26 protein-coding genes are annotated in these 23,407 nt (G+C 50.7%); 17 read left to right on the plus strand and 9 right to left on the minus strand.

Annotated elements, in window-relative coordinates; all coding sequences use genetic code 11:
- Positions 1-129 precede the first annotated feature (129 nt).
- Positions 130-558, plus strand: a complete 429-nt coding sequence (locus AC5JPW_RS21165) for a TOBE domain-containing protein (RefSeq protein WP_494243045.1) — start codon at positions 130-132, stop codon at positions 556-558.
- Positions 559-589: 31 nt separating this feature from the next.
- Here the strand turns inward: AC5JPW_RS21165 and AC5JPW_RS21170 are convergent, their stop codons facing one another.
- Positions 590-934, minus strand: a complete 345-nt coding sequence (locus AC5JPW_RS21170; protein WP_494243046.1) for a nitrous oxide-stimulated promoter family protein — start codon at positions 932-934, stop codon at positions 590-592.
- Positions 935-1,215: 281 nt separating this feature from the next.
- On the opposite strand from AC5JPW_RS21170, the gene AC5JPW_RS21175 reads away from it, so the two are divergent.
- The 7 genes from AC5JPW_RS21175 (at position 1,216) to AC5JPW_RS21205 (ending at position 8,122) form a co-directional block, all read left to right on the plus strand.
- The gene (locus tag AC5JPW_RS21175; RefSeq protein ID WP_494243047.1) at positions 1,216-2,649 is read left to right on the plus strand and encodes a circularly permuted type 2 ATP-grasp protein; all 1,434 of its coding nucleotides are present in this window, start codon (positions 1,216-1,218) and stop codon (positions 2,647-2,649) included.
- The gene (locus tag AC5JPW_RS21180; RefSeq protein WP_494243048.1) at positions 2,649-3,578 is read left to right on the plus strand and encodes an alpha-E domain-containing protein; all 930 of its coding nucleotides are present in this window, start codon (positions 2,649-2,651) and stop codon (positions 3,576-3,578) included. Before AC5JPW_RS21175 ends, AC5JPW_RS21180 begins: the two co-directional genes overlap by 1 nt.
- Entirely contained in the window at positions 3,575-4,402 is an 828-nt protein-coding gene (locus AC5JPW_RS21185) for a transglutaminase family protein (RefSeq protein ID WP_494243049.1), read from the plus strand. The genes AC5JPW_RS21180 and AC5JPW_RS21185 overlap by 4 nt, the downstream gene beginning before the upstream one ends.
- A gap of 24 nt (positions 4,403-4,426) precedes the next feature.
- On the plus strand, positions 4,427-5,158 hold the full coding sequence (locus AC5JPW_RS21190; protein WP_494243050.1) for a proteasome-type protease: 732 nt from the start codon (positions 4,427-4,429) through the stop codon (positions 5,156-5,158).
- Between the two features lie 36 nt (positions 5,159-5,194).
- On the plus strand, positions 5,195-5,611 hold the full coding sequence (locus AC5JPW_RS21195; RefSeq protein ID WP_494243051.1) for a hypothetical protein: 417 nt from the start codon (positions 5,195-5,197) through the stop codon (positions 5,609-5,611).
- 395 nt (positions 5,612-6,006) lie between these two features.
- Complete coding sequence (locus tag AC5JPW_RS21200) at positions 6,007-6,672, plus strand: RraA family protein (RefSeq protein ID WP_494243052.1); 666 nt, start codon at positions 6,007-6,009, stop codon at positions 6,670-6,672.
- Positions 6,673-6,766: 94 nt separating this feature from the next.
- Entirely contained in the window at positions 6,767-8,122 is a 1,356-nt protein-coding gene (locus tag AC5JPW_RS21205) for an MFS transporter (RefSeq protein ID WP_494243053.1), read from the plus strand.
- Between the two features lie 34 nt (positions 8,123-8,156).
- Here the strand turns inward: AC5JPW_RS21205 and AC5JPW_RS21210 are convergent, their stop codons facing one another.
- The gene (locus AC5JPW_RS21210) at positions 8,157-9,053 is read right to left on the minus strand and encodes a LysR family transcriptional regulator (RefSeq protein WP_494243054.1); all 897 of its coding nucleotides are present in this window, start codon (positions 9,051-9,053) and stop codon (positions 8,157-8,159) included.
- A 97-nt stretch (positions 9,054-9,150) separates the two neighbouring features.
- Entirely contained in the window at positions 9,151-10,038 is an 888-nt protein-coding gene (locus AC5JPW_RS21215; protein ID WP_494243055.1) for a LysR family transcriptional regulator, read from the minus strand.
- Between the two features lie 106 nt (positions 10,039-10,144).
- On the opposite strand from AC5JPW_RS21215, the gene AC5JPW_RS21220 reads away from it, so the two are divergent.
- A complete protein-coding gene (locus AC5JPW_RS21220) occupies positions 10,145-11,560 on the plus strand; it encodes a coniferyl aldehyde dehydrogenase (protein ID WP_494243056.1) in 1,416 nt (471 codons plus the stop codon).
- Between the two features lie 28 nt (positions 11,561-11,588).
- Positions 11,589-12,266 (plus strand): type 1 glutamine amidotransferase domain-containing protein, encoded by a 678-nt coding sequence (locus tag AC5JPW_RS21225; protein ID WP_494243057.1) that lies wholly within the window; start codon positions 11,589-11,591, stop codon positions 12,264-12,266.
- A 65-nt stretch (positions 12,267-12,331) separates the two neighbouring features.
- On the opposite strand, the gene AC5JPW_RS21230 is transcribed toward AC5JPW_RS21225, so the two are convergent.
- Positions 12,332-12,658, minus strand: coding sequence for an EthD family reductase (locus AC5JPW_RS21230; protein WP_494243058.1), 327 nt, complete (start codon positions 12,656-12,658; stop codon positions 12,332-12,334).
- 159 nt (positions 12,659-12,817) lie between these two features.
- Between AC5JPW_RS21230 and AC5JPW_RS21235 the strand changes: the two genes are divergently transcribed.
- Positions 12,818-13,729, plus strand: coding sequence for a LysR family transcriptional regulator (locus tag AC5JPW_RS21235; protein ID WP_494243059.1), 912 nt, complete (start codon positions 12,818-12,820; stop codon positions 13,727-13,729).
- On the opposite strand, the gene AC5JPW_RS21240 is transcribed toward AC5JPW_RS21235, so the two are convergent.
- Both AC5JPW_RS21240 and AC5JPW_RS21245 read right to left on the minus strand, forming a co-directional pair.
- On the minus strand, positions 13,730-14,830 hold the full coding sequence (locus AC5JPW_RS21240; RefSeq protein WP_494243060.1) for an alkene reductase: 1,101 nt from the start codon (positions 14,828-14,830) through the stop codon (positions 13,730-13,732).
- Between the two features lie 100 nt (positions 14,831-14,930).
- Positions 14,931-15,410, minus strand: coding sequence for a tetratricopeptide repeat protein (locus tag AC5JPW_RS21245; protein ID WP_494243061.1), 480 nt, complete (start codon positions 15,408-15,410; stop codon positions 14,931-14,933).
- 92 nt (positions 15,411-15,502) lie between these two features.
- On the opposite strand from AC5JPW_RS21245, the gene dsbG reads away from it, so the two are divergent.
- The 4 genes from dsbG (at position 15,503) to AC5JPW_RS21265 (ending at position 18,267) form a co-directional block, all read left to right on the plus strand.
- On the plus strand, positions 15,503-16,255 hold the full coding sequence (gene dsbG, locus AC5JPW_RS21250) for a thiol:disulfide interchange protein DsbG (protein WP_494243062.1): 753 nt from the start codon (positions 15,503-15,505) through the stop codon (positions 16,253-16,255).
- Between the two features lie 182 nt (positions 16,256-16,437).
- Entirely contained in the window at positions 16,438-16,938 is a 501-nt protein-coding gene (locus AC5JPW_RS21255) for a tetratricopeptide repeat protein (protein ID WP_494243911.1), read from the plus strand.
- Positions 16,925-17,476 carry a sigma-70 family RNA polymerase sigma factor gene (locus tag AC5JPW_RS21260; protein WP_494243913.1) on the plus strand — a complete coding sequence of 184 codons (552 nt, stop codon included), beginning with the start codon at positions 16,925-16,927 and terminating at the stop codon, positions 17,474-17,476. The genes AC5JPW_RS21255 and AC5JPW_RS21260 overlap by 14 nt, the downstream gene beginning before the upstream one ends.
- Positions 17,473-18,267: an anti-sigma factor family protein gene (locus AC5JPW_RS21265; protein WP_494243063.1), complete on the plus strand. Its 795-nt coding sequence runs from the start codon at positions 17,473-17,475 to the stop codon at positions 18,265-18,267. The genes AC5JPW_RS21260 and AC5JPW_RS21265 overlap by 4 nt, the downstream gene beginning before the upstream one ends.
- Before the next feature lie 11 nt (positions 18,268-18,278).
- Here the strand turns inward: AC5JPW_RS21265 and AC5JPW_RS21270 are convergent, their stop codons facing one another.
- Positions 18,279-18,848, minus strand: a complete 570-nt coding sequence (locus AC5JPW_RS21270; RefSeq protein WP_494243064.1) for a YceI family protein — start codon at positions 18,846-18,848, stop codon at positions 18,279-18,281.
- Between the two features lie 373 nt (positions 18,849-19,221).
- Between AC5JPW_RS21270 and AC5JPW_RS21275 the strand changes: the two genes are divergently transcribed.
- The gene (locus AC5JPW_RS21275) at positions 19,222-19,752 is read left to right on the plus strand and encodes a response regulator transcription factor (protein WP_494243065.1); all 531 of its coding nucleotides are present in this window, start codon (positions 19,222-19,224) and stop codon (positions 19,750-19,752) included.
- A gap of 154 nt (positions 19,753-19,906) precedes the next feature.
- Here AC5JPW_RS21275 and AC5JPW_RS21280 read toward each other — a convergent pair whose 3' ends face one another.
- Positions 19,907-20,530: a helix-turn-helix domain-containing protein gene (locus AC5JPW_RS21280; protein ID WP_494243066.1), complete on the minus strand. Its 624-nt coding sequence runs from the start codon at positions 20,528-20,530 to the stop codon at positions 19,907-19,909.
- 798 nt (positions 20,531-21,328) lie between these two features.
- On the opposite strand from AC5JPW_RS21280, the gene AC5JPW_RS21285 reads away from it, so the two are divergent.
- The gene (locus tag AC5JPW_RS21285) at positions 21,329-22,246 is read left to right on the plus strand and encodes a bestrophin family protein (protein ID WP_494243067.1); all 918 of its coding nucleotides are present in this window, start codon (positions 21,329-21,331) and stop codon (positions 22,244-22,246) included.
- A gap of 50 nt (positions 22,247-22,296) precedes the next feature.
- Here AC5JPW_RS21285 and AC5JPW_RS21290 read toward each other — a convergent pair whose 3' ends face one another.
- A complete protein-coding gene (locus AC5JPW_RS21290; protein ID WP_494243068.1) occupies positions 22,297-23,349 on the minus strand; it encodes an alpha/beta hydrolase in 1,053 nt (350 codons plus the stop codon).
- Between the last annotated feature and the right edge of the window lie 58 nt (positions 23,350-23,407).

A 23,407-nucleotide genomic window follows, 5' to 3' on the forward strand; every position in this document is an offset into this window, starting at 1 on the left:
TGTGCGTGTGCGCTATAGTGCCAACGCATTTACGCGCAGCAGCAACAATAACCACCATAAGAAAGTGGTTATTGTTAGCATGATGCAAACCTGAGATAACATGCTTATTCTCACTATTCTGGAGGCGACATGGCCGTTTCAGCACGTAATCAACTGGTAGGTAAAGTCAGCGCGACCGCGCACGGCGCAGTCAATGATGAAATCGAATTAACCCTGGACGGCGGCGCGAAGCTGGTGGCGATTGTCACTTCCAGCAGCAAAGAGGCGCTGGGCCTGATTCCTGGAAAAGAAGCTATTGCCCTGATTAAAGCCCCCTGGGTGACGCTGGCAACCGAAGACTGTGGTCTGAAATTCTCCGCACGTAATCAATTTGCCGGTTCAGTGAGTGCGGTAAAAGAAGGTGCGGTGAACGCGACTGTACATGTGAAAACAGATGCCGGTTTTGAAGTCGTTGCGGTGATTACCAACGAAAGCTGCGAAGAACTGCAACTGACGGTAGGCAAACGCGTCACTGCTCTGATTAAAGCCTCCTCAATCCTTATCGCTACCCGCGCATAAGTTTGCCAGACGCCGTGCCCACCACGGCGTTCTATTTTTTTGGTCGGTACTTCTCTGGCAATTCAGGAACAGGACGACGATCATCAATCAGATGACGAATCGTCAGAATAGGGTGCCGCCACAGCATACGCGGTCCAGCCCAGCGCATAATCTGTTTCATTTCTTCCCGCTTTGCGGATTGATAACAATGCACCGGGCACTGCTTACAGGCCGGTTTTTCTTCGCCAAACACACACTTATCAAGCCGCTTATCGGCATAATCATTTAACGCCTGATAATGCGCGTCGTCTTCTACCGCCAGTGGATTTTGTTGCTGGTAGAGCAGAATCATTTTACGAATAGTCAGTTTTTCGCGGCTAATGCGTTTGCCAGTCATTATTCCACCCCTTAAAGATGCATAAATTTTACACCTTTATATAGATCGGGAAAAAGGCTTTATTTTGCCCTCAGCGCTTACTGGTGCAGCTCGCTTTACACTTGCACCCTCACCACACCTTTTCAGCCCATTTCACGCCATGTTGGTGCGTACTTACTGATGCTTTTCCTCAAAATGGTGCGAGTCGGCTGGTTAAATCCTGAAAAGCCAGGCCCCTGGTGCGCTGGCATGGTTTCTGCATTTTGACTCTATCTTCATCAAACGGAATGCAGGGGATGACAATGATAAAAATGACGCTTCCGACCGCGCCTTACTACGATGAGATGCTCACCGTAGATGGCACGCAACGCCAGCACTATGACGCCTGGTGGCACTGGCTGCAAAAAACCGATCAGCACGCTATCCGCCAGAAGAAAGAACAGGCCGAACTGCTTTTTCATAGAGTGGGCATTACGTTTAACGTGTATGGGGAAGAGGGTGGAACGGAGCGCCTAATCCCTTTTGACAGCGTTCCCCGCATTATCCCGGCTCATGAATGGCGCATGCTTGATCTAGGTATCCGCCAGCGAGTCAAAGCCCTTAACGCATTTCTCTATGATATCTATCACCAGCAGCACATCCTCAACGCCGGGATCATCCCACGTGAGCAAGTACTCGCTAATGAGCAATATCAGCCCTGTATGCAGGGGGTTGATCTGCATAACAACATTTACGCGCATATTACGGGCATTGATATGGTGCGGGACAGCGACGGTCGCTACTACGTACTGGAGGACAATCTGCGCACCCCTTCCGGCGTCTCTTACATGCTGGAAAACCGCAAGATGATGATGCGTCTCTACCCTGACCTGTTCGCCAGCTCGCATATTGCCCCGGTCGAGCGATATCCCAGTTATCTGCTGCAAACCCTGCGCGAAAGTACCTGGGTAGACGACCCTTGCGTGGTTGTGCTGACGCCAGGCCGCTTTAACAGTGCCTATTTTGAACATAGCTTCCTTGCCCAACAGATGGGGGTAGAACTGGTTGAAAGCGCCGATCTGTTCGTGAAAGAAGGTGGCGTGTACATGCGCACCACCGAAGGGCCATGTCGGGTGGATGTGATTTACCGCCGCCTTGATGATGCCTTCCTCGATCCGCTGGCATTTCGTGCAGACTCCATGCTGGGCGTACCCGGGCTGCTGTCCGTCTATCGCGCGGGAGGTGTCGTGCTGGCAAACGCTATCGGCACCGGTGTGGCGGATGATAAATCCATCTACCCTTATGTACCGGAAATGATCCGTTTTTATCTCTCAGAAGAACCTATCCTGGGCAATATCCCGACCTGGCAGTGCCGCAAGCCGGAAGATTTACGCTATGTGTTGACTCATCTCAACGAGATGGTGGTGAAAGAGGTTCACGGTGCAGGCGGTTACGGCATGTTGGTAGGTCCTCGTTCAAGCCAGGCGCAAATTGAGGATTTCCGTCAGCGCCTGCTCGCCAACCCAGGTAACTACATTGCGCAAAACACGTTGGCCCTCTCAACTTGCCCGACCTTTGTGGAAGAAGGCCTGGCTCCACGGCATATCGATCTGCGGCCGTTTGCTCTGTTCGGCGAAGAGATAAGACTGGTTCCGGGCGGCCTCACACGCGTTGCTCTGACCGAAGGTTCGCTGGTCGTGAACTCATCACAAGGGGGTGGCACGAAAGACACCTGGGTCATGGAGGAGGATGAATAATGTTAAGTCGCACAGCCAGTGAACTGTACTGGATGGCCCGTTATCTGGAACGGGCCGAGAGTTTTGCCCGTGTCCTCGACGTGACCTATAAATTGTCGATGATGCCGCGCCATAGTCAGCAACAGCATGATTTATCCCTGCCCCTTAATCTGACCTTCGGGCATGCGCTGTTTCAGGAACGCTATGCCCGATTCAGCATGAATAATCTGCTCAATTTCTTTGCACTCGACAGCAACAATCCCAGCAGTATTTTTAGCTGCATTGAGATGGCCTGGAATAATGCCCATGCCGTGCGCGGCAGTCTCTCTTCAGAGGTGTGGGAGTGCATCAACACCACACGCATTGATATTCGCAATCTGCGTCAGACCGGTGTCGATAAAATTGGCATTGATGCCTTTTTTGACTGGGTCAAAGAGCGTGCACATCTGTTTCGCGGAGCCATGTTCGGTACCCTGTTACGTAACGATGCCCAATGTTTTATCCGTATTGGTACGCTGATTGAACGCGCCTTCGCCACCGCCCAGTTGTTGGCGCTCAAAGACCAGCAGTTGAGCAACGATCCCGATCCAGTGCGGGAGTATTACCGCCTCGACACGCTGCTCCGTGCGGTCAGCGCCCGCGAGGCCTACCACAGCATTTATCGTCAGCCGATGAGTCGGGAAACCGTGACCGAGCTGCTGGTGTTTCGTAATGACGTACCACGTTCCCTGCACGCCTGCGTGGAGGATTTAGTACAGCAACTGGAGATGATTGGCAGCGAGCGGGCCCGCGTGCCCTTGCGACTCGCCCATCTGCTGCACGTAGAACTACGTTTCGGCTCCCTCGACAATGTACTGGCCGAAGATGTTCAGGCCTGGTTGAACCGTTTTCTGACTAAAATTAACGAGCTGGCAGATAGCATCCGCCAGACCTATCTGGAGGCGCTATGAAACTGACCATTAATCATCTGACCCACTACCAGTACGATGAAGAAGTGAAATTCAGCACCCAGTATTTGCGTCTCACTCCGCAAACCTCTGCCCGCCAAAAAATAAAAGAGTGGACGCTGGTTCTTCCTGCATCCGCCGTTGCTACGACCGACGCTTACGGCAATCTAATGCACGTCCTGACACTGGACAGCCCACATCAGGAAATTGTGATTCATGCTCAAGGCGTGGTAGAGATCGCCGATAATGTAGAAGAGGAAATTGAAGACGCCTGTGGGCAGTTGTCACCACTGGTCTTTTTGCGTACGACGCCATTAACCGATGCAGATGTGTTAATTCGCGAATTTGCCCAGCGTTATTACCGTGAAGATGATGAAAGTGGCAGCCTTGCAACACTCATGGCCGAATTACGTTTGAAAATGCCCTACACGCCGGGTGCGACCCAGGTGCATGACAGCGCAGCAGCGGCTTTTGCTAAAGGCAAAGGAGTCTGTCAGGATCATACTCACGTGTTTCTTGCCTGCTGCCGTAGTTTAAAAATTCCCGCACGCTATGTCAGCGGATATGTGTATAGTCGGGACACCGAACATGTGGCGATGCATGCCTGGGCAGAGGCCTGGATAAACGATCGCTGGCAAAGTTTCGATATCACTAACAATACCCGCCAGTTAAACCAGCATTTGCGTCTGGCAGTGGGCATGGACTATCTCGACGCCTGTCCGGTGCGGGGGAGCCGCTTTGGCGGGGGTTGTGAAGAGATGTTCTCAGAAGCTGAGGTGAGCCTGTTTGAGCGACAGCATCAGGTACAACAACAGCAGCAACAATGAACTGCAATTAATTAAGGTGTTTTAATGACTTACTGCGTGGCCATGCGTCTCTCTGACGGGCTGGTCTTTGCTTCCGACTCCCGCACTAATGCGGGAGTTGATCACATCGCCACCTTCAAAAAGCTCCACGTCTTTCAGCGCGAAGGGGAACGTGTGCTGGTTATCCAGTCAGCAGGAAATCTGGCTACCACACAAAGTATCATCAGCCTGCTGACCACCCGTATTCAGAGTCAGCACACACCGAATTTGTTGCAGGTAGAAACGCTGTACGATGCCGCCACGCTGGTCGGCGAAACCGTGCGCGAAGTGATTCACCGCGACAGCGCAGCGCAGCAAAACAGCACCAATATTTTTGGTTGCAACTTGTTGATTGGTGGTCAAATCGGCAATGAACCCCCACGTCTGTTCCATATCTATCCGGAAGGTAACTTTATTGAATCCACCCAGGACACCCCCTATTTCCAGATTGGCGAGAGCAAATACGGTAAGCCGATTATCGACAGGGTATTGACGCTTGATACCCCCCTGGAGCAGGCTATGTGCTGCGCGCTTATCTCGATTGATTCCACGCTGCGCAGTAATTTATCGGTGGGGATGCCGCTGGACGTCATGATTTATCGCGCCAATAGCTTTGATTCAGGCGAACAGCGTCGCATTACCGAAAACGATACCTATTTTATGGGCATCCGCAAAGCCTGGTCCGAGGGTCTGCTTAATACCTTCCGCCAGCTACCGCCTTTTCCGCCTGAAGCCTGAGTCAGGCAATACCTGTCAAAACTAAAGAGTCCTGAAATGAGACTGGCCGTCATTACGACAATTTTTATGCTTACCCTATCCAGTACCGCACTGGCCTCCACTTCCAACGAGCAGGCAGTAGCTGCGGCAAAAGTGACACTGGGTGAAGCGTTATACAAGTCAGCACTGCTGACCGGATCAATGCCTGATGACAAGACCGATCCGGTAAAAGCCGGTCAGGAGATGGGCGCAGAAATGAGTCAGCGCCTGGATAACGTGGTGATTGGCGGTCTCAATCAGGGGGCGAACTGCGATGAGATCACCAGCAATATTCAGAAGAGCTTTGAAATTATGCAACGCGATGCGGTAAGCCAGTTCGAATCCTCTTCAACTATCAAGAAAGCGCTGGATAATGTTCCCCTCAGCGCAGCGCAATACGCTTCAGCGCAATGCCAAAATTTAACCACCCAATAATTAGCCTCTTCGTTTTCAGCGGCGAATGCCGCTGAAACGCCCCTTTTCTCTGGTAAGAGCGCTCTCTCAAGCGCAAAAAAGAGATTGTGTTATCACATAATCACACTGCACTTATGTGATAAAAATAAGTTAATAATATAAAAATATTTTTAATGTTATGTTTTTACAGGATTTTTTCTTCGAGAATTTTCAATCACGTCAGAACATCCACGTTGATTAAGTTTTTCTTAAATTGTATTAAATAAACCTCTATTGTCCCGTATTTTTAATTCCCTATTATGAGTGCATAGATAAATAATCATTTAAAGACAACAAGAGCGTTATTCATAAATCATCACACCAACATTTTCTTGGTTATTTTCGCTCGCCTTTAAAAAAACAAAAGAGGTAAAGTCATGACGGAATTAAATACGCCATTCACTCATCAACATATTGCAGCACTGGGGAAATTAGGTACAGCAACGATTCACGAAGCACAAGGGGCCATTGGTGCGATTGATTCCGCCATTAAACCGCTTTCACGTAAAATGAAAATGGCCGGTCCGGCGCTGACATTACAGATGCGTCCCGGTGATAATTTAATGATCCACTACGCCCTGCTCCATGCCATAGCGGGCCAGGTACTGGTGATCAATTGCGATGGTTTTACTGGTGCGGGGATCTGGGGAGATGTGCTGACTGCGCAGGCTCAGGCTATTGGCCTTGCCGGTCTGGTGGTTAACGGGGCCGTTCGCGACAGTGAAGCCATGATTGATGCGGGTTTCTCCGTCTTTGCCAAAGGGCTTTGCATACGCGGCACCGAGAAAAAACAGCCCGGTACGCTCAACGTTCCGCTCTTTATTAATGACTGTATTATCCATCCTGGAGACATTATAGTCGGGGACGCCGATGGTCTTGTGGTTATCGAAAGGGATCATCTGGATGAGGTTATTCGTTTGTCTGAACTGCGTGAAGAAAAAGAGCGAATCTTCAAAGAGAAAATTATGGCAGGCGCGACAACGGCTGAATTAATGGGGCTAAATTCAGTGTTCAGTGAATTAGGATTAAAAAACCCGGAATAATAAAAACGCGTAATAAAAAGCAGCCATTAGCCAACAGAGTATTATGAACACAAAACAAACTATATAAATAACCCCTACATATACGAGCATAATTATGATTAATATAAAAAAGAGCAGCAAGTTTCGTTGGGTGGTGACCACACTCATTTTCCTGGTCTATACGATTGCCGCAGCCGATCGTGCCAATATTGGCGTCGTGTTACCCTTTATTCGCAATGATTTCCATATGTCTAACACCGAAGCGGGCGCACTGGCGAGTTTATTCCTGCTGGCCTATGCGATAGCGCAGATTCCCAGCGGCTTTCTGTACGCAAAGTTTGGTGTGCGCAAAATCTTCTCGTTGTCGATGATTCTGACCTCGATTGCCACTGGCCTGGTAGGCTTTTCCACCTCTATCCTCGGGCTGAAGGTATCCCGCTTTGTGCTCGGTCTGGCGGAAGGCCCTCTGCCGATTGGTATCACTTCGACCATTAACCGCTGGTTCCCGTCCCGGGAAAAAGGCATTGTTACAGCCATTTTTCTGTCGGCGGCAAAATTTGGCCCGGTGCTGGTTCCGCCCATCTGCGCGCTCATTTTGTACTACTACAGCTGGCACTACGTCTTCTATTTCTTCGCCATTCCGGGCATTTTCCTGAGCGTCATCTGGTATTTGCTGGTACCCAATACACCACAGGAGAGTCGGTTTTGCTCAGAGGCGGAAATCGCCTTGATTGAAGAAAAAGAGGCCCCCGTTCTTGAGGCCACAACTAGCACCAGCACCAGCGTTACCGCAGCAGCCCTTACACGCAATTTTAGCGGTCTGGACAAAGTTATCCGCGCCCGTAAAGTCACGCTGATTGACTCCTCAAAGGGCATTTTCCGTTCGTGGAATATTCTCGGCAGTATGCTCGGCTACTTCTTTATGATGGGCATTGTTAACGTGCTGCTGGCGTGGATCCCCACCTATCTGATGAATGAAAAAGGCTTTTCGATTGCGACGATGGGCATGCTGGCATCCGCGCCGTGGATTGGTGCCGTCATCGGTAACATTATTGGCGGGTGGTGTTCAGATCGTATTCTCGACAAGCGCCGCAAACCGCTGATGATGCTCTCAGCCATTGCCACGGTCATCATGATGGTTATCCTGATTAATGCACCGGATAACGCCCTGATCCTCGGCCCATTGTTGTTGCTGACCGGTATCCTGTTTAACCTCGGCTTCTCCGCTTACATGGTCTACCCGATGGCCTTGACGACCAAAGAGGTGTTCCCGGTTGCCGGTGCGCTGATCAATACCGGAGGGCAACTGGGCGGTGCGCTCTGCCCGCTGATCGCCGGTTACCTGCTCGATCACTACACCTGGGGACATGTGTTTGGCTTTATGGCGTTTGGCTCCTTCCTCTGCCTGCTGGTCCTGTTCACCATTACCGAGCCATTAACCGATAAGCAGTTGAACACCAAAACATCCTGATGAAATAGCGTAACAGCGTCACGTCAAAGGGTTGTCATGCGGCAACCCTTTTCATCATTTCAATAAAGTAGTTAATATTTGGGTTGGTGCTTTTCGCATTGTAGACCGCGTAGATATAACTCAGGCAGTTAAAATCCTCGATGGGTAAGAAGATAATATCCTGGCGGTTATTCGGGATGGTTGATTTCCCCACTAAGGTCACGCCTAATCCCGCTCCGACCAACGCAAGTGCGGTGTGAATTTCTACCGCTCGATGCGATACCGCAGGCTGCACACCATATTCATTGAACTGATTTAGAATATGCAAAGAATAGTGACTTTTCGGATCGCTGGGAAAGATAATAAAAGGCGAATTACAAAAGTCACGCAGCGTAATGAAATTTTTCCGACTGAGATAGTGGTTAATAGGAATAGCGGCCACCAGCGGATCAATAAAGATCAGTTCACGCATTAGCCCCTGCTCTGGCGTGCTTTTGTGCAGAGACATTTCTCGAGTAAAACCGATATCAATCGCCCCTTCAGTCAACAGTTCAGGCTGGTATTCTGACAGCACCTCTTTGAGCGTGATGTTGATATGACCGTAGTTTTCAGCGAACAACTTGATAGTTTCGGGTATCAAGTTAAACATCACCGACCGGACAAACCCTAAGTTCAGTTCGGTGGATTTCGCATGGGCATAATGATGGGCATCTTTTTCCAGTTTTTCAAAATTAAAGATAACCTCATGGGCCTTTTTAAACAGGAATTCCCCTAAACGGGTTAATGTCATGGGCCGGGAACCGCGATTAAAGAGTTCACCATTTAACTCTTTTTCCAGCGCGGTTATTTGCAGGCTGATGGCCGCAGGTGCCAGCGAAAATGCTTTCGCCGCCTGACTTATTCCACCGGACTCTACCACCTGGCAAAAATATTTGAGTTGTTTGATGTTCATCTTATCGAGCGCCCTAATATTATCTCAACAACCTGATAAGTATTATTTTACGCTATTGAGTGCATTTTCTCGACGACTCGATTGGCTTATCAGACTGTCAACGAGTGTGAATATGTGATATCAACACGTCCCGGGCATGGGCCACCCGGGGCTGACGCAGCGATGACGGTAGCCAAATCAGGTTATAGCTGATGTCGGTATTGCCCACCGGGGCGGGGATTTCAATCAGTTCCCCACGCCGTAACTGCTCGCGGCACAGATATTCCGGCAGCACCGTCCAGCCAAAGCCTTTACACAGCAGACTTCTGAGCGCACGCAAATCCTGGCCGACCACCGCCGGAAGCGTATCCGGTGCGTCAATGTGGTTTTTTTGCAGCCAGTTATCAATGAGCGACAGCTCCAGGTTATAAGCCAGTAACGGCTCGTCACCCAGCGCCTGCGCAATATCCCGCGCCTGGTTTACCCGTTCGAAAACTGCCGGGCAGCCCACCGCAACAACCTTGTTGCTATAGATGACTTCACTTTTTAAGCGCTCGTCGGTGACCGGGTGCGCAGAAATCCCCAAATCACAATGGCCGTCGAGCAGCATCTGGATGACCATCGGCCCATCCCCGGTGTGCATACGAATACGTACATCGGCCTCCAGCAAGGGCATCAGCCCTTCCGGCAGTTTTTCCGCCATAAAATCGGCATGACCGATTATCTGCAACGTACCGGCAATCCCCAACGAACGCGCTCTCGCCGATGCCAGCGCCGCTTCTGCTGCGTCCAGCTTATTGCCAATATCGGCGGCCAGTTCATCGGCGGCGGAGGTCGGCTCTACGCCGTGGGTTTGTCGTTCGAAAAGCGGTTTGCCAACCGTCGACTCCAGCCCGGCAATGTGTTGCGACACTGCGGGCTGCGTCAGGTTGAGGGTTCTGGCCGCCGCAGTTATCGAGCGCTGGCGATACACTTCCACAAATGTGCGAAGCCGGATAAGTGACATAGCTACCCCATAAAAATATTTATACCCCTGCCAAAATAGCGTTGTTGGCGGCGAGATACCAGCATCCGTTAGGCTTTATTCATCGCAACGAACACGGAATATCGCTATGTCAGAGAACATCAAAACCGCGCTACAGACGCAGTTATCCGCCATGAAACAGGCTCACCTGCAAAACGGACCCGCCAGCGCAGACGTTCGCCAGGATCGCCTGAACAGAGCAGCCCGGCTGATCACCGAAAACTACCCGGCCATTCTTGCCGCGCTGAGCAACGATTTTGGTCATCGCAGCCATTACCAGTCGCTGGTCGCCGATATCGCCACCACAGTGAAAATGTTGCAGCACGCCGCTGAACAGCTCAGCGAGTGGATGCAGCCAGAACACGTCGACGCGCCATTCCCCGGCATGAAGGCGTGGATTGAGCCGCAGTCGCTGGGCGTAGTGGGCATTATCAGCCCGTGGAACTTCCCGATTAATCTGGCTTTTGGTCCGCTGGCCGGCGTTTTTGCCGCCGGGAACAGCGCCATGCTTAAGCCGTCTGAACTGACGCCGCACACTTCGGCCCTGCTGGCAGAACTGGTTGCACGTTACTTTAGCGCCGACGAATTGACCGTGGTGCTGGGTGATGCAGATGTCGGCCAGGCCTTTAGCGGACTGCCGTTCGACCACCTGATCTTCACCGGCAGCACCACCGTCGGAAAACATGTTATGCGGGCGGCGGCGGAAAACCTGGTGCCGGTAACGCTGGAGCTGGGCGGCAAATCCCCGGTGGTTATCGACGTGGATGCAGATGTGGAACAGGCCATCGACAGAACCCTGACCATCAAGACCTTTAATGCCGGGCAGATTTGCCTGTCGCCGGATTATTTAATGCTGCCGGAAGCGCGCATTCCTGTTGCTATCGATGCCGCAAAAGCCTTTGTCGCACGGAGTTTTCCGACTCTGCAGGCTAACCCGGACTACACCGCTATCATTAGCCAGAGACATTTTGCACGTCTGGTCGCGCTGCTGGATGACGCCGCAGCCAAAGGGGCCACAATAATCAGCCTCGCCCCGGCGGGCGAACCGGCCTTTGATGCTGACAGCCGTAAAATTGCGCCGCATCTGGTTCTCGGTGCTGATGACAGCATGCTGATTATGCAGGAAGAGATTTTTGGGCCGCTGCTGCCGGTTAAAACCATCAGCAACAGCCAAGAGGCGATGGCGTACATCAATGCCGGACCGCGTCCGCTGGCAGCCTATTACTTTGGCAACGATGCGCAGCGCCAGGCCGCATTTGTCGCCAGAACCACCTCAGGTGCGCTGGTTATCAACGACGTGATGACGCACGCCTCCATTGACAGTCTGCCGTTTGGTGGCGTGGGGGCATCCGGTATGGGGGCTTATCACGGCATTCATGGTTTCCGTCGCTTCAGTCACTACAAACCGGTGGTCGTACAGAGCGAGGATGGTGCATCCAACCTTCGTCTGCGCGCCCCCTATCAGGACAAGCAGGACGCGATCGAAGCGTTCTTAAAAGGCTAAGCCTTCCCCCTTTTATCTGGAGAGAACAATGAAAGTATTAATGGTACTGACCTCACATAGCGAACTGGGCAATACCGGTAAGAAAACGGGCTTCTGGCTGGAAGAGTTTGCCGCGCCTTACTACGTATTCAAAGATGCAGGGGCGGACATTACCCTCGCCTCACCTGCGGGCGGCCAGCCGCCGCTGGATCCAAAAAGCGATCTACCCGATTTTCAGACCGAACTGACGCATCGATTCAAAGCAGACCCGGCTGCACAGCAGGCGCTGGCGAACACCGTCAAACTGGACAGCGTAAATGCAGGCGATTTTGATACTGTCTTCTACCCTGGCGGCCACGGCCCGTTGTGGGATCTGGCCGAGTCCGCGACCTCTATTGCGCTGATTGAAGCCTTTGAACGTGCCGGTAAGCCGATTGGGTTTGTCTGCCATGCGCCAGGTGTGCTGCGCCACGTGAAAACCGCCGCGGGCGAGCCGCTGGTCAAAGGCCGTAACGTCACCGGCTTTACCAACGGTGAAGAGGCCGACGTGGAACTGACCAACGTGGTGCCTTTCCTGATTGAGGATGAGTTTATTGCTCAGGGCGCGCACTACCAGAAAGGCCCTAACTGGGCGCCCTTCATTCTGGAAGATGGCAAGCTGATTACCGGGCAAAACCCGGCCAGCTCTGAAGGCGTCGCGCAGGCGTTAGTGGCTATGCTGCGCTAAGTCTGAGACAACGTGGTGAAGTGACCTCTTTTGCTTCACCACAGTTTTCTCAGCAGGCGTCAATATCAACGCTTTCTTATTTCGCTGACATAGGTGACCGCCACCGCATCGGCAAACTCAGGCACATCAGCAAATGCCTCCTGACCGACCGGGGAAGCAAACGCCGCCTTCGCCTCCTCTATCGAGTCAAACCACAATTCAGAGAACCCATCAATCGGTGAGTCCGGGTAGAGACGCCGGTCAATAGGATTGAGCACATACCCCTTCAGGCCGGGTAATTCCAGGGCAATCGCGGTGTGGATATCGTGCCAGTGCGTAACAAACTCGTCAAAACTCTGATCTTTCCTCTTTGTCAGCAAACCTACGTGTTTAAAACCTTTATTGTTCGTCATCGTCTTTTCCAAAATATTCAGGGAGGCAATACTATGATTGACGCATTCACGGTGATAAACAGGCTTAAACTCTACTCTTTTAAGACATAAATTCGTCAATGCCGTGCAAGGCAACGCGCTACTGTTGCCTCCTTCACTTTCTGAATGGGCTGATAAACGATGCGTACAATTGATAATCTCGGCGGCATTACGGCCTTCGTTGCCACCGCACAGCACGGCAGTTTCACGGCGGCGGCGGAGCGACTGGGGTTAACCAAATCGGCAATCGGCAAGAGTGTCGGCCGCCTGGAAGAAAGGTTAGGGCTTAAACTGTTTCAACGTTCGACCCGCAGACTCAGTCTGACACCCGATGGCGAGACTTATCTTGTCAGTTGCCAGAATGCACTTGCCGTCCTTGAACAAGCCGAAGCACAGCTGACGTCGCATATCACCCAGCCATCTGGGCGGTTGCGTATTGATGTGCCAGCCGCTTTTGGCCGTCAACGCATTCTGCCCATTGTGCTTAACCTCACCCGTCAGTATCCCGAACTGTCTCTGACCATGACGTTTAGCGATCGGTTTGTTGACCAGATTGAAGAAGGGATTGATTTGGTCATTCGTATTGGCGAACTGGAGGACAGTAGCGGCCTGGTCGCACGCAGGTTGACGACACAGAAACTGATCATTTGTGCCTCTCCGGCGTATCTCCTCTCACAGGGTGAACCCACTCAGCCGCAAGCACTCCTTCAGCACCGGTGTATTGTCGGTTATCGGCGTAATCAACCGCTCAGTTGGTTGTTAAAAGAGAGCGATGGCAGCATCCTGCGTTTTACCCCGCCTGCCACCCATGAATTTTCCGATGGCGATGGCATGCTGGCGGCCACCCTCGCCGGTTGCGGTTTATCTCAGCTACCGTTATGGCTTGTGGGGCGTTATGTGCAAAGCGGGGAGTTAAAAGAGGTACTGACCGGGCACTCCGGAGGAGAAATGCCCATTAGCGCAATGTGGCCGAAAAACCGGCATCTGCTACCCAGAATTCGTTTTGTGGTCGACGAACTCCGGCATGCGGCGCAGGCCGGTTTACTGGATTGATTAAGCGGAGTACACAGGGTAGTCGGTGTAACCGACGCCTGAACCACCATAGAACGTAGCGCGATCGGGCTCAGTGAGCGGCCAGCCATTTGCCATGCGCTCAACCAGATCAGGGTTAGAAATATACGGCCGACCAAAGCCAATCAGATCGGCATAGCCCTCTTGCAGGTATTTTTCTGCCAGCACGTTGTCGAAACCGCCGGCAATGATCAGGACGCCTTGATACGCCTTACGGAATTTTTTCAGGAAACCGTCAGGAATAGCCTGCTGACCCAGCGTTTGCTGATCGCTAAGGTGAACGTAAGCCAGATTGCGCGTAGTCAGGGCACCCGCGAGATGCAGCCAGGTTTGCTCTTCCCCCGCAAACGCCTGCATATCAAACAAACGGCCAAACGGGGCCAGACGAATGCCGGTTTTATCGTGGCCGATGGCTGCGGCAATAGCGTCCGTCACCTCAAGGGTGAAACGCACCCGGCTTTCTGGCGTCTTGGCGCCGTATTCGTCCTGGCGAGTATTCAGCCCGGCATTGATAAATTGTTCCAGCAAGTACCCGTTTGCCGCATGGATTTCGACACCGTCAAACCCGGCAGCGATGGCGTTTTGTGCCGCCGTCACATAGTCACGGGTAATCGATCTGATGCCCTCGACGCTCAGTGCCTCAGGCACTGAGGTCGGCACCTGACCGGGCTGACCCTGTTCATCAATGGCATAGCAGTTACTGTTCTTTGCCTTGACTGCAACACTGCTGACCGGGGCTACCCCATCGCGTTGCAAACTGACATGGGAAATTCGCCCCACGTGCCAGAGTTGCAGGAAGATTTTCCCCCCTTTGTCATGCACGGCCTGTGTGGTCAGTTGCCAGCCCTTGACCTGCTCTGCGCTGTAAATACCAGGGGTAAATAAATATCCTTGTCCCTGGACAGAGATTTGAGAACCTTCGGTGACAATTAGCCCCGCAGAGGCTCGCTGGGCATAATAAAGCGCAGTCTGTTCATCCGCAGTATCACCGCTACGGGCACGCGAGCGTGTCATGGGTGCCATCACCACGCGGTTCGCCAGTTCGATGTTTCCCACATTCAGTGGCGTAAAGAGTGTCTTCATTTGCAATCCCTCATACTCAAGATGAGGTATGGTCACCGTAAGGCGGAGGGAAGTGAATACCGTTATCGTCCGATCAGAGGCGACAAAATGTCGCCCAAAATCACCACTGCTTATCCGGGTGCTGCGCATAGTGGCGTAATGCAGATTCATAAGGGGCGGTGCGTGTATCCGGAGAGTCAGCAATACATTCCAGCAGCAACGCCACCGCCTGTTGGTGCTCACCCAGATTGTGCAGACAGAGCGCATAAAACGGCCTGACTTCGCTCGCCTGCGGCCAGGTTGCCATAATCTCGTTAAATAACGCCTTCGCCTGGGTATATTCCCCAAGGCAGCGCAGGGTCGATGCCAGACCAAATTGCGCATCGAACAGGTCATCCCCCTTAAGCCCCTCATGTAATGCGCAACGGTAAGCCTGTGCAGCCTCCCGCTCTTTGCCCTCGTTATCGAATGACCACGCGGTGTGGAGAAATGCCTTCGCACGCAGTTCTGGTTCATCCAGAAGCAGACGTAATGCTGCCCGGCTTTGTTCATACTCTTCCTGCTTACGCAGCTGAATGGCATTTTGCAGCCTACTGTCCATTTTTCTGTCGCCTTTTGGTTACGGGTGGTTACCATGAATACTCAATCACAATGACAGACTTTATCGGAACTGCCCGCTGAAAGGACATTACCATGTTGCATAAGTACATCGCGCTCTTTGCTGCTCTCCCTTTGATGGTCTGGGCCAGTGAACCGCTTCCCCCTGCCGTTCAACAGGTCGAAAAACAGGGCATCAAAATCATTAAAGAGGTGAAGACGGAAGGCGGATTAAGAACCTGGCTCGGTCAGTATCAGGATATGGGTGTCACCATCTGGTTAACGCCGGATGGCAAACACGCCATTTCGGGCTACCTCTATGATGAAAAAGGGAAAAACCTCAGCGAAGAGGTGTTCAAAAACGAATTGTACATCCCACAGGGGCGCAAGCTGTGGGAAAAACTCACCGCCGCCAAAGGGATTAAAGAAGGTAACCCGGAGGCCAGACACAAAGTGGTAGTGTTTGCCGACCCCTTCTGCCCGTACTGCAAACAGTTCTGGGCCGCTGCCCAGCCGTGGATCACCGCCGGGAAAGTGGAAGTGAGTACACTGATGGTGGCGGTCATTAATCCACAAAGTGGGCGCTATGCATCGGCCATTCTTAGCGCAGAAGACCCCGCGAAAGCCTGGAGCGCCTATGAACTTTCAAATGGCAAAACGCTGCCACCGTTCCCGGAGAAAACCTCAAAAGAGGTGTTCAATGCCGTGCAATATCATCAGCAACTGATGGATGAAACCGGCGCGAATGCCACACCTGCAATCTATTACATGAATGATAAGCAGGAACTTCAGCAGGTGGTGGGCATGCCTGATGAAAAACAGCTGGAAGCCATGTTCGGCCCGAAATAGTTCATCAATGTCGCTCCCGGTGGTTACCGGCCAGGGGCGTTTTTCACCCTTGCGTAAAAAAGTCTGCTTTGGGTCGAATAGACTTGCCGATTGGTGCGTTAACTCTTCACACACCCTGATGGAGTCATCGCATGAACATCTCTTCCTACACTGTACCGCGTGCCATTCGCTACTCATTGCTGATGGCATTCTGTATTTCGCTCTCTATCCCTGGCGCATTTGCCATGGGCGACAATAATACCAACAGTAAAACACCGGATTGTCCTACCGGTCAGGTGTACGACAGCGCCACAAAACAGTGTGTCCCGGAAAAAACCAGTAGCCTTAGCGATCAGGATAAAACCAACTATGCCTATCATCTGGCCAAAAAAGGGGAGTACCAGGCCGCGCTCAACCTATTGGATACGCTGAAAAATGGAAATACCGCTGAGGCGTGGAATTACCGCGGTTACGCCACGCGGAAACTGGGCCGCACCGATGAAGGCATCGGCTATTACCAGCGCTCGCTGGCGCTGGACCCAACCTATGCAAAAGTGCGTGAGTATCTGGGTGAAGCCTGGATGATTAAGGGCCGCCCTGATCTTGCCCGTGAGCAGTTAAAAACCATCGCCAGCTTGTGTGGGACAGGTTGCGAGGAGTATCGCGATTTAAACGCCGCGATTAACGGACATCCAGAATCCTGAGGTTCACCGCGAGGATAAGAAAATCACCACCAGTGAGGTTCGCCTGCAACTTGCAGCCCATCTGACACGACTCTGGCGTTACGGACTTGTTCTGTCGCGCAACCGGGATGTTGCCGAAGAGTTGGTGCAATCCACCTGCGTACGCGCGCTCGAAAAGAGCGCGCAATTTACGCCTGGCACTCGCATAGACAGATGGCTGTTCTCCATCCTCCATTCCATTTGGATCTCTGACCTGCGTGCCCGCCGCGTCCGCATGGGGCAAGGTTTTGTTGACAGTGACGAGCTCATCGCGCCCGATACCCACGCCCACAATGAGCAGCAGCGGCATTACCAGAAAATCATGCAACGCGTGAGCGCCCTTCCAGAGGCTCAACGCAATGCCGTGTTCCTGGTTTACGTTGAAGGTTTCACTTATCAGGAAGCGGCAGAGACTTTATCCGTACCAGCGGGTACGATAATGAGTCGTCTGGCTGCCGCACGAGCAGCCCTGGCGAAATCTGAAGAACAGCCTGTACCGGTGAAGGAGAAGAGAACGTGACGACACTGAATTTTGCTCCACCGTACAACGATGAGGCTATTGTCGCCTGGCTTGACGGTGAGATGAGCAGCGCCGATGCCGAACATTTTGAGCAGAGACTCATTTCTGATGAGCAACTGGCTGCGCGCACCGATGAGTTGATGAAAAGCCATTGTGGGATTGCAGAGGTTTTTGCCCCATTGCTGGATGACGCGCCACAAAGCCGTATGCAGGCCAGACTGGAAACGCTGCTCGCGAAACCGCGGGTACCTTCTGCCACGAGAGGCATCAGCCGTCGTTCACTGATTGCCGCCTCATTGAGTTTTTTGATTATTGGCTCGGGACTGGGTTTTCTGGCCCGTAATCCCCCTAACGACGATGATGACGGTGAAACCATTCGTGCGCTGGAAGCGCAGTACATGTCTTTGTACAGCGCGGAAACGCTGCTCGATATGGACAGCTCATCAGCCATGTTGGCACGGGGGCTGGCACGAACGGCGCAGGATATTGGGCTGACACTCACCGAGGAGCAGCTTGTCGTGTCAGGGGCGGAACTGAAAATGGTGCGTATGCTGCGGTATGACAGCACATCTATTGCCCAAATAGCCTGGATGCATGCGGAATATGGCCCGATGGCGCTCTGCATCTCACCGCAACGCTCAGGCAATCGCAGTGATATCGCCCATGAAAAACGCCATGGAATGCATATTGCCTGGTGGCAACATGGCGGCTACCAGTTTGTCCTGATCGGTCGCAATCCGGTAGCGGACATGGCCGATAGCGCCCGCAGACTCCAGTCAGCACTGTCCTGAAGGGGGAGCATTTATGTACCAGACTGGGCTATTGCCTGAATATCAATCGCAATGGCGACCCGGTCATCAACAACAGCCAACAGTTTATCCATGTTGTAAGCCGAGCGAAAAATCGCCGTGGTGACATGGAGTGCAAGCATTCCGTTGGAGTCGTCCTGTGTATTGAGCACCGCATCCAGAATCACCGGTCTCTGGATATCTTTTACCTTGAGCGAGCCAAACACGCGAAAATGTCCTGCGGTTTGTTGCACCACTCGCGTACTGGTGAAAACAATCATAGGGTAGCGTTCGGCGTCAAAAAACATGCCGCTCTTGAGTTGCCAGGTTAGCAAATGATTCGAGGCCACCAGCGTCTTCACCGGGATGCTCACATTGATGCGATCGTCCAAATCGTTGTCAGTATCGAGCTTAACATCGCCGGTCACGCCTACCAGTGAAGCATGAGATAAAGTGCTACCAAAGGCGTGCCATGACAAGGCGACAACGGTTTTGTCGGTGTTGATGTTGTAATTAAGCGGTACAGCGAAGGATGATGGGGTCATCAATATTCCGACAGTCACCAGGGCAACAATACGCATCATAGCGGTGGTCTCCAGAGAACAGTTATCCTGCAAACGCCTGAGCGTGGAAAACTATTCGGTGTGTTATGTACATTGTGTGGTGGCAAGCATGGATACCCACATTGAGCGTAGTTGTTCTGGCCGAATGAGAGAACGTAATGTGTATTTTTACACACATGCTTATCACAAAATCCATCTGCCTTTGTCTATAAATACCCATAAAGATTTAACTTAAGATTGTATACTGCCATCTCAGTAGTCGTACTGAGTATAAACATAATAAGAAATCCCTTTATGTCAGGGCCAATTTTCACTCACCGCTTTTATTTTGAGTGGATAATTTATTATTAACATCGGAGATTATGGACGAGATATATTAAGGAGGCAGGATAAAATGGCACGTAACATCTCATTTATACGAATCTTTGTTGTCACTGAAAATAGCTTTTTACTTCTTGGCATTCGGGAGCTGATCGAAAGAACGCGATGTTTTCACACTTGTCTGTACACAATAACACAGTCATGCAGCATGCCAGAAACCATTGCTTATCCGAAATCCAGCACCTTTGATATTATCATCTCTGACAATGACTATTACCGTATTACTGCTTTGCAGCAAAAAACAAGAAACACACTGATACTTCCAGCACATTACGATTTACTCACCTATCTGCAGTGCTTTGACTCACTGGAAGACGAAGCGAAAGTCGCTCCGGAACGGGTGATTAAGAAACTATCATTAAAGGAAAACCTTCTTTTTTCATTGTTTTCATCTGGTTTGCATGATGACAATATATCAACTGCACTGCACATTTCAAAAAAAACGGTAAGTGCACACCGGCGCAACATTTTAGGCAAACTGAAATTAAAAAACAGAAATGAACTCTATCTTTTTGCACTGGCGTCACGCGGAGAGGTTAAATGACAGGATGGGCAGTTGCTGTGGTAATAATACTTGTACTTTGTTTCATTATTCCTTTTGTTTTCCTTTTTTTAAACTACAGACAGCATATCAAATATGATATTGGGGCGAGGAAAAAATCCGGTTGGAAACTGTTCTTTATGCCACCTAAATAATGTTAGTACTTTTCAGGTAAGCTTCTAACATTCAATAACTTACCTCTGGAGATGGTGATGTAACCACCGTCATTTAAATCTTTAAGCACTTTACTTAGTGAGCTTCGAGACATATCACTTCGGCTAAGGATATATTTAAAAATGGATATCTTTTTTCTTTCCATAGGTGGGCTTTCCCATAAAACCTCCAGATTGTTTTTGATAACGTCATAGACATTTTTAGAGCTAAATCTCTCATCTCTTTTGAAGTAAGCCTTCATAAGAGATGAGGTTATCGTAAAGACTTCTTTCCACAGATTATGAGTTTCAACCAATTCCCGAAAGTGGCTTTTCTCAATCGCGATTAATTTTGAATTTTTCGTTGTTTTCATATAGTGAAAACAGTCATCGGAGCTCAACAAGCTGAGTCCAAGAATTTTTGGTGCTCTCATCGTTAAAAGTAAAATATCGTCGACTTCCCGGTGCATGTCTACCTCACCTTCAGTAAGGTAATAAACATACTGCTTGTTTTGCATTCTAAATTTTATGCTTTGATTTTGTGACGCATATATGACAAAAGTGCCCCCTACATTGACGAGAAAAGGCGTGATCTTTTCAATTGCTGATGTTGTCAACAGGTTGTTCATGTTCTTGTCTGCGTTAAGATTCGTTAATATTAATTATGTATTCTTCCTCATCATAGTTTTTTCAGCGATAAATTCAAGCACAACGTCATATCTGGTCATGATTAATTACATTGCAAAAATCATATGCTTAGCGAATCATTCTCTATTGTAAGCATTTGGGATCGTTACCCATCAAGGAATAAACGCTTTAATTTGGCTAATGCCCCAATAAATATTGCAAATCTGGCAACAGATATCGAACAATCTTGATAGGCTTTATCTATAAATAGAAATATCCAAAAAAAACAGAATGTACGATCTGATAGTTTTTGGTGTATCAACACTGAATACCCTCTGCATTTTTATTATGTCAATTCACTGACTTTTATTCATGTCTCTGCTCCCCCATGAACCGTTCTGGTGTTCACCAAACAAGCTCCAGCTCGTATTGTTATATTTTAATTGCAACATCCGGAGCGTATATCCTCCCCTGGAATGATGTATGAGGTTCAGGTCTTACTGATTACGTGGTGCTCCACGACTGTCGAGCCACCAGCCTAAAGCGGTTTATCAATCCAGCACCATTGATAGATTCACTCTATAAATAATTTATGACCAATTATTTGTAAAACCTGTTTTTGAAAAACGTAAGCCCATGATGCAACAAACGCATTCGACAACCACTACTGCTCACCAGCGTCCGGACCACATGATGAATGATTCTGGGTGCTTGCGAGAAAATCCATTCAGACTAAAATTCTCGCGCCGGCACTGTACTGGCCACCTGCATATAAAATAAAAGCATGTAAAGGAACTCGTATGATCGTTCGTCCCCCCCAGAGCTGGTTCGTCAGGCTCTTCAACTGGCATGGCTCGGTTTTGTCGATGATTATCTTTCGACTTGGGCTGAACCTGTTTATGTCCATCGTGGCCATCATCGCCTGGCCATACTATGAAAACCTGAATATTCACCTGACCGTGGCCCCTTTCAGCCTGCTGGGCATCGCCATCGCAATTTTTTTGGGCTTTCGTAACAACGCCAGTTACAGCCGCTACACCGAAGCACGAATGATCTGGGGATCGGTCTCTATTACTTCCCGCAGCCTGATGCGCCAGACCATGAGCGCGCTGCCTGACGATCGTGAAACGCAACTGAGGCTCTCACGCTACCTGACCGCGTTCAGTTGGCAATTGAATCACCAGCTTCGCCAGATGGATGCGTCGGCAGATATGCAACGCCTGTTGCCAGAAGACAGAGCGGCTGAAGTGCTCACAAGTACGTCGCCCACCAATCGCATCCTTCTGTTTATGGGCAAGGAGTTCGCCAGCTTGCGCCGGGAAGGCAAGATCAATGACTTTGTGTGGCAAAACATCGATGGGAATTTGAACGAACTGTCACATTGCTTAGGTGCCTGCGAGCGCATCGCCAACACCCCAGTGCCCTTTGCCTATTCACTGATTCTCCAGCGGACGGTGTATCTGTTTTGCACCCTGCTGCCGCTGGCGCTGGTTTCAGATCTGCACCTGATGACACCGTTTGTGTCGATGTTCATCTCTTACGCCTTCCTGTCCTGGGACTCGATTGCCGAAGAGATGGAGCACCCTTTTGGTACGCACCCCAATAACCTCGCACTGAATGCGATCTGTACGTCAATTGAACGCAACCTGATGGACATGACCGGACAGAGCCCGTTGCCACCGCTGCCGGTGCCGGATGCGCGATTTAATCTGATTTGAGGAATGCCCCTCTGTCGCCTGAAGGGAGCAGCGGCAGAGGGGAGAGAGGCTTAGAGGTATTTCGCGTAAAAGGTCGTGGCTTTGTCGACGGCCTGATTCACGTACTCCGGCTTCCAGTAGGTTTGAATATGGGTGGCACCTTTAATCAGGAACAACTCTTTTTGCTGGGTCCCGGTAGCCTTAGAGAAGGCGTCTTGCGTCATATACAACGTATCGGCTTTATCACCCGCCATCATTAGAAGAGGCTGGTTGATAAGCTCCATATTGTGTGTGGCATCGAAATCCACTAAATCCAGAATGCTGCTTAACGGATACAAGAACGTGGAGTTCGGGTGTTTATGTGTCCGATAGTAATACTCATAGCCTTCACGGTATAAATCTGACGGTATTTTGGCAATTTCCTCATCCGTTGGGTTCGCCGCACCGCCATAGATAATCTCACCACCGGCCTGTTCCTGAGCACGCGCCTGGGTCGCTTTTTGCATACGATCCTGTAACGTTGCGACTTCGGTGTTCTGCAAACCGTTTTTACGCACCAGCCCTGAGTTGAACATGCTCAAGGTCGCAACGGCCTTAAACCGTTTATCGGTCTGCGCCGTTTTCAACGAATATCCCCCACCTGCACAGACGCCGAGCAACCCAAGATGGTCAGGATCGACGCCTGCGTAACGGGTGATAAAGTCCGCCATACCCCGAATATCTTCCACACGGTTAGCTGGTTTATCCGTATGACGTGGGTAGCCGCCGCTCCCTCCCTGGTAAGCGGCATCCGCCGTGATGGTAATATAACCTTTCTCCGCCAGACGCTGGGCATACAAACCCGCGACCTGCTCCTTCACCCCACCATTTGGATGGGCAACCACTATTGCTTCATATTTTTTTGCCGGATCGTAATTGGCTGGCGTATAAACGTTGGCCACAATATCGAGGCCATTTAATTTATACGTGACCGGATGAATATTCACTTTTCCTTTAACATTCTCGGTAATCGCACCTTCATAAGTCAGCGTAAAGGGATTCTGTCGATAGTCCGCCGCCGACGCGGCAGAGGATATGCCCGCCGCCGCAGTAATCAGCATCACATTTAATAATGAGTATTTCATATTCACTCCAGTCAATACAACGACCTGATTTCAGGCTCACAATAAATACATTTCGTAT

Source organism: Phytobacter sp. (assembly GCF_059074235.1).

Coding starts and splice junctions, on each gene's coding strand:
- AC5JPW_RS21165 (WP_494243045.1), top strand. CDS start 130: ATGGCCGTTTCAGCACGTAATCAACTGGTAGGTAAAGTCAGCGCGACC.
- AC5JPW_RS21170 (WP_494243046.1), bottom strand. CDS start 934: ATGACTGGCAAACGCATTAGCCGCGAAAAACTGACTATTCGTAAAATG.
- AC5JPW_RS21175 (WP_494243047.1), top strand. CDS start 1,216: ATGATAAAAATGACGCTTCCGACCGCGCCTTACTACGATGAGATGCTC.
- AC5JPW_RS21180 (WP_494243048.1), top strand. CDS start 2,649: ATGTTAAGTCGCACAGCCAGTGAACTGTACTGGATGGCCCGTTATCTG.
- AC5JPW_RS21185 (WP_494243049.1), top strand. CDS start 3,575: ATGAAACTGACCATTAATCATCTGACCCACTACCAGTACGATGAAGAA.
- AC5JPW_RS21190 (WP_494243050.1), top strand. CDS start 4,427: ATGACTTACTGCGTGGCCATGCGTCTCTCTGACGGGCTGGTCTTTGCT.
- AC5JPW_RS21195 (WP_494243051.1), top strand. CDS start 5,195: ATGAGACTGGCCGTCATTACGACAATTTTTATGCTTACCCTATCCAGT.
- AC5JPW_RS21200 (WP_494243052.1), top strand. CDS start 6,007: ATGACGGAATTAAATACGCCATTCACTCATCAACATATTGCAGCACTG.
- AC5JPW_RS21205 (WP_494243053.1), top strand. CDS start 6,767: ATGATTAATATAAAAAAGAGCAGCAAGTTTCGTTGGGTGGTGACCACA.
- AC5JPW_RS21210 (WP_494243054.1), bottom strand. CDS start 9,053: ATGAACATCAAACAACTCAAATATTTTTGCCAGGTGGTAGAGTCCGGT.
- AC5JPW_RS21215 (WP_494243055.1), bottom strand. CDS start 10,038: ATGTCACTTATCCGGCTTCGCACATTTGTGGAAGTGTATCGCCAGCGC.
- AC5JPW_RS21220 (WP_494243056.1), top strand. CDS start 10,145: ATGTCAGAGAACATCAAAACCGCGCTACAGACGCAGTTATCCGCCATG.
- AC5JPW_RS21225 (WP_494243057.1), top strand. CDS start 11,589: ATGAAAGTATTAATGGTACTGACCTCACATAGCGAACTGGGCAATACC.
- AC5JPW_RS21230 (WP_494243058.1), bottom strand. CDS start 12,658: ATGACGAACAATAAAGGTTTTAAACACGTAGGTTTGCTGACAAAGAGG.
- AC5JPW_RS21235 (WP_494243059.1), top strand. CDS start 12,818: ATGCGTACAATTGATAATCTCGGCGGCATTACGGCCTTCGTTGCCACC.
- AC5JPW_RS21240 (WP_494243060.1), bottom strand. CDS start 14,830: ATGAAGACACTCTTTACGCCACTGAATGTGGGAAACATCGAACTGGCG.
- AC5JPW_RS21245 (WP_494243061.1), bottom strand. CDS start 15,410: ATGGACAGTAGGCTGCAAAATGCCATTCAGCTGCGTAAGCAGGAAGAG.
- dsbG (WP_494243062.1), top strand. CDS start 15,503: ATGTTGCATAAGTACATCGCGCTCTTTGCTGCTCTCCCTTTGATGGTC.
- AC5JPW_RS21255 (WP_494243911.1), top strand. CDS start 16,438: ATGGCATTCTGTATTTCGCTCTCTATCCCTGGCGCATTTGCCATGGGC.
- AC5JPW_RS21270 (WP_494243064.1), bottom strand. CDS start 18,848: ATGATGCGTATTGTTGCCCTGGTGACTGTCGGAATATTGATGACCCCA.
- AC5JPW_RS21275 (WP_494243065.1), top strand. CDS start 19,222: ATGGCACGTAACATCTCATTTATACGAATCTTTGTTGTCACTGAAAAT.
- AC5JPW_RS21280 (WP_494243066.1), bottom strand. CDS start 20,530: ATGAACAACCTGTTGACAACATCAGCAATTGAAAAGATCACGCCTTTT.
- AC5JPW_RS21285 (WP_494243067.1), top strand. CDS start 21,329: ATGATCGTTCGTCCCCCCCAGAGCTGGTTCGTCAGGCTCTTCAACTGG.
- AC5JPW_RS21290 (WP_494243068.1), bottom strand. CDS start 23,349: ATGAAATACTCATTATTAAATGTGATGCTGATTACTGCGGCGGCGGGC.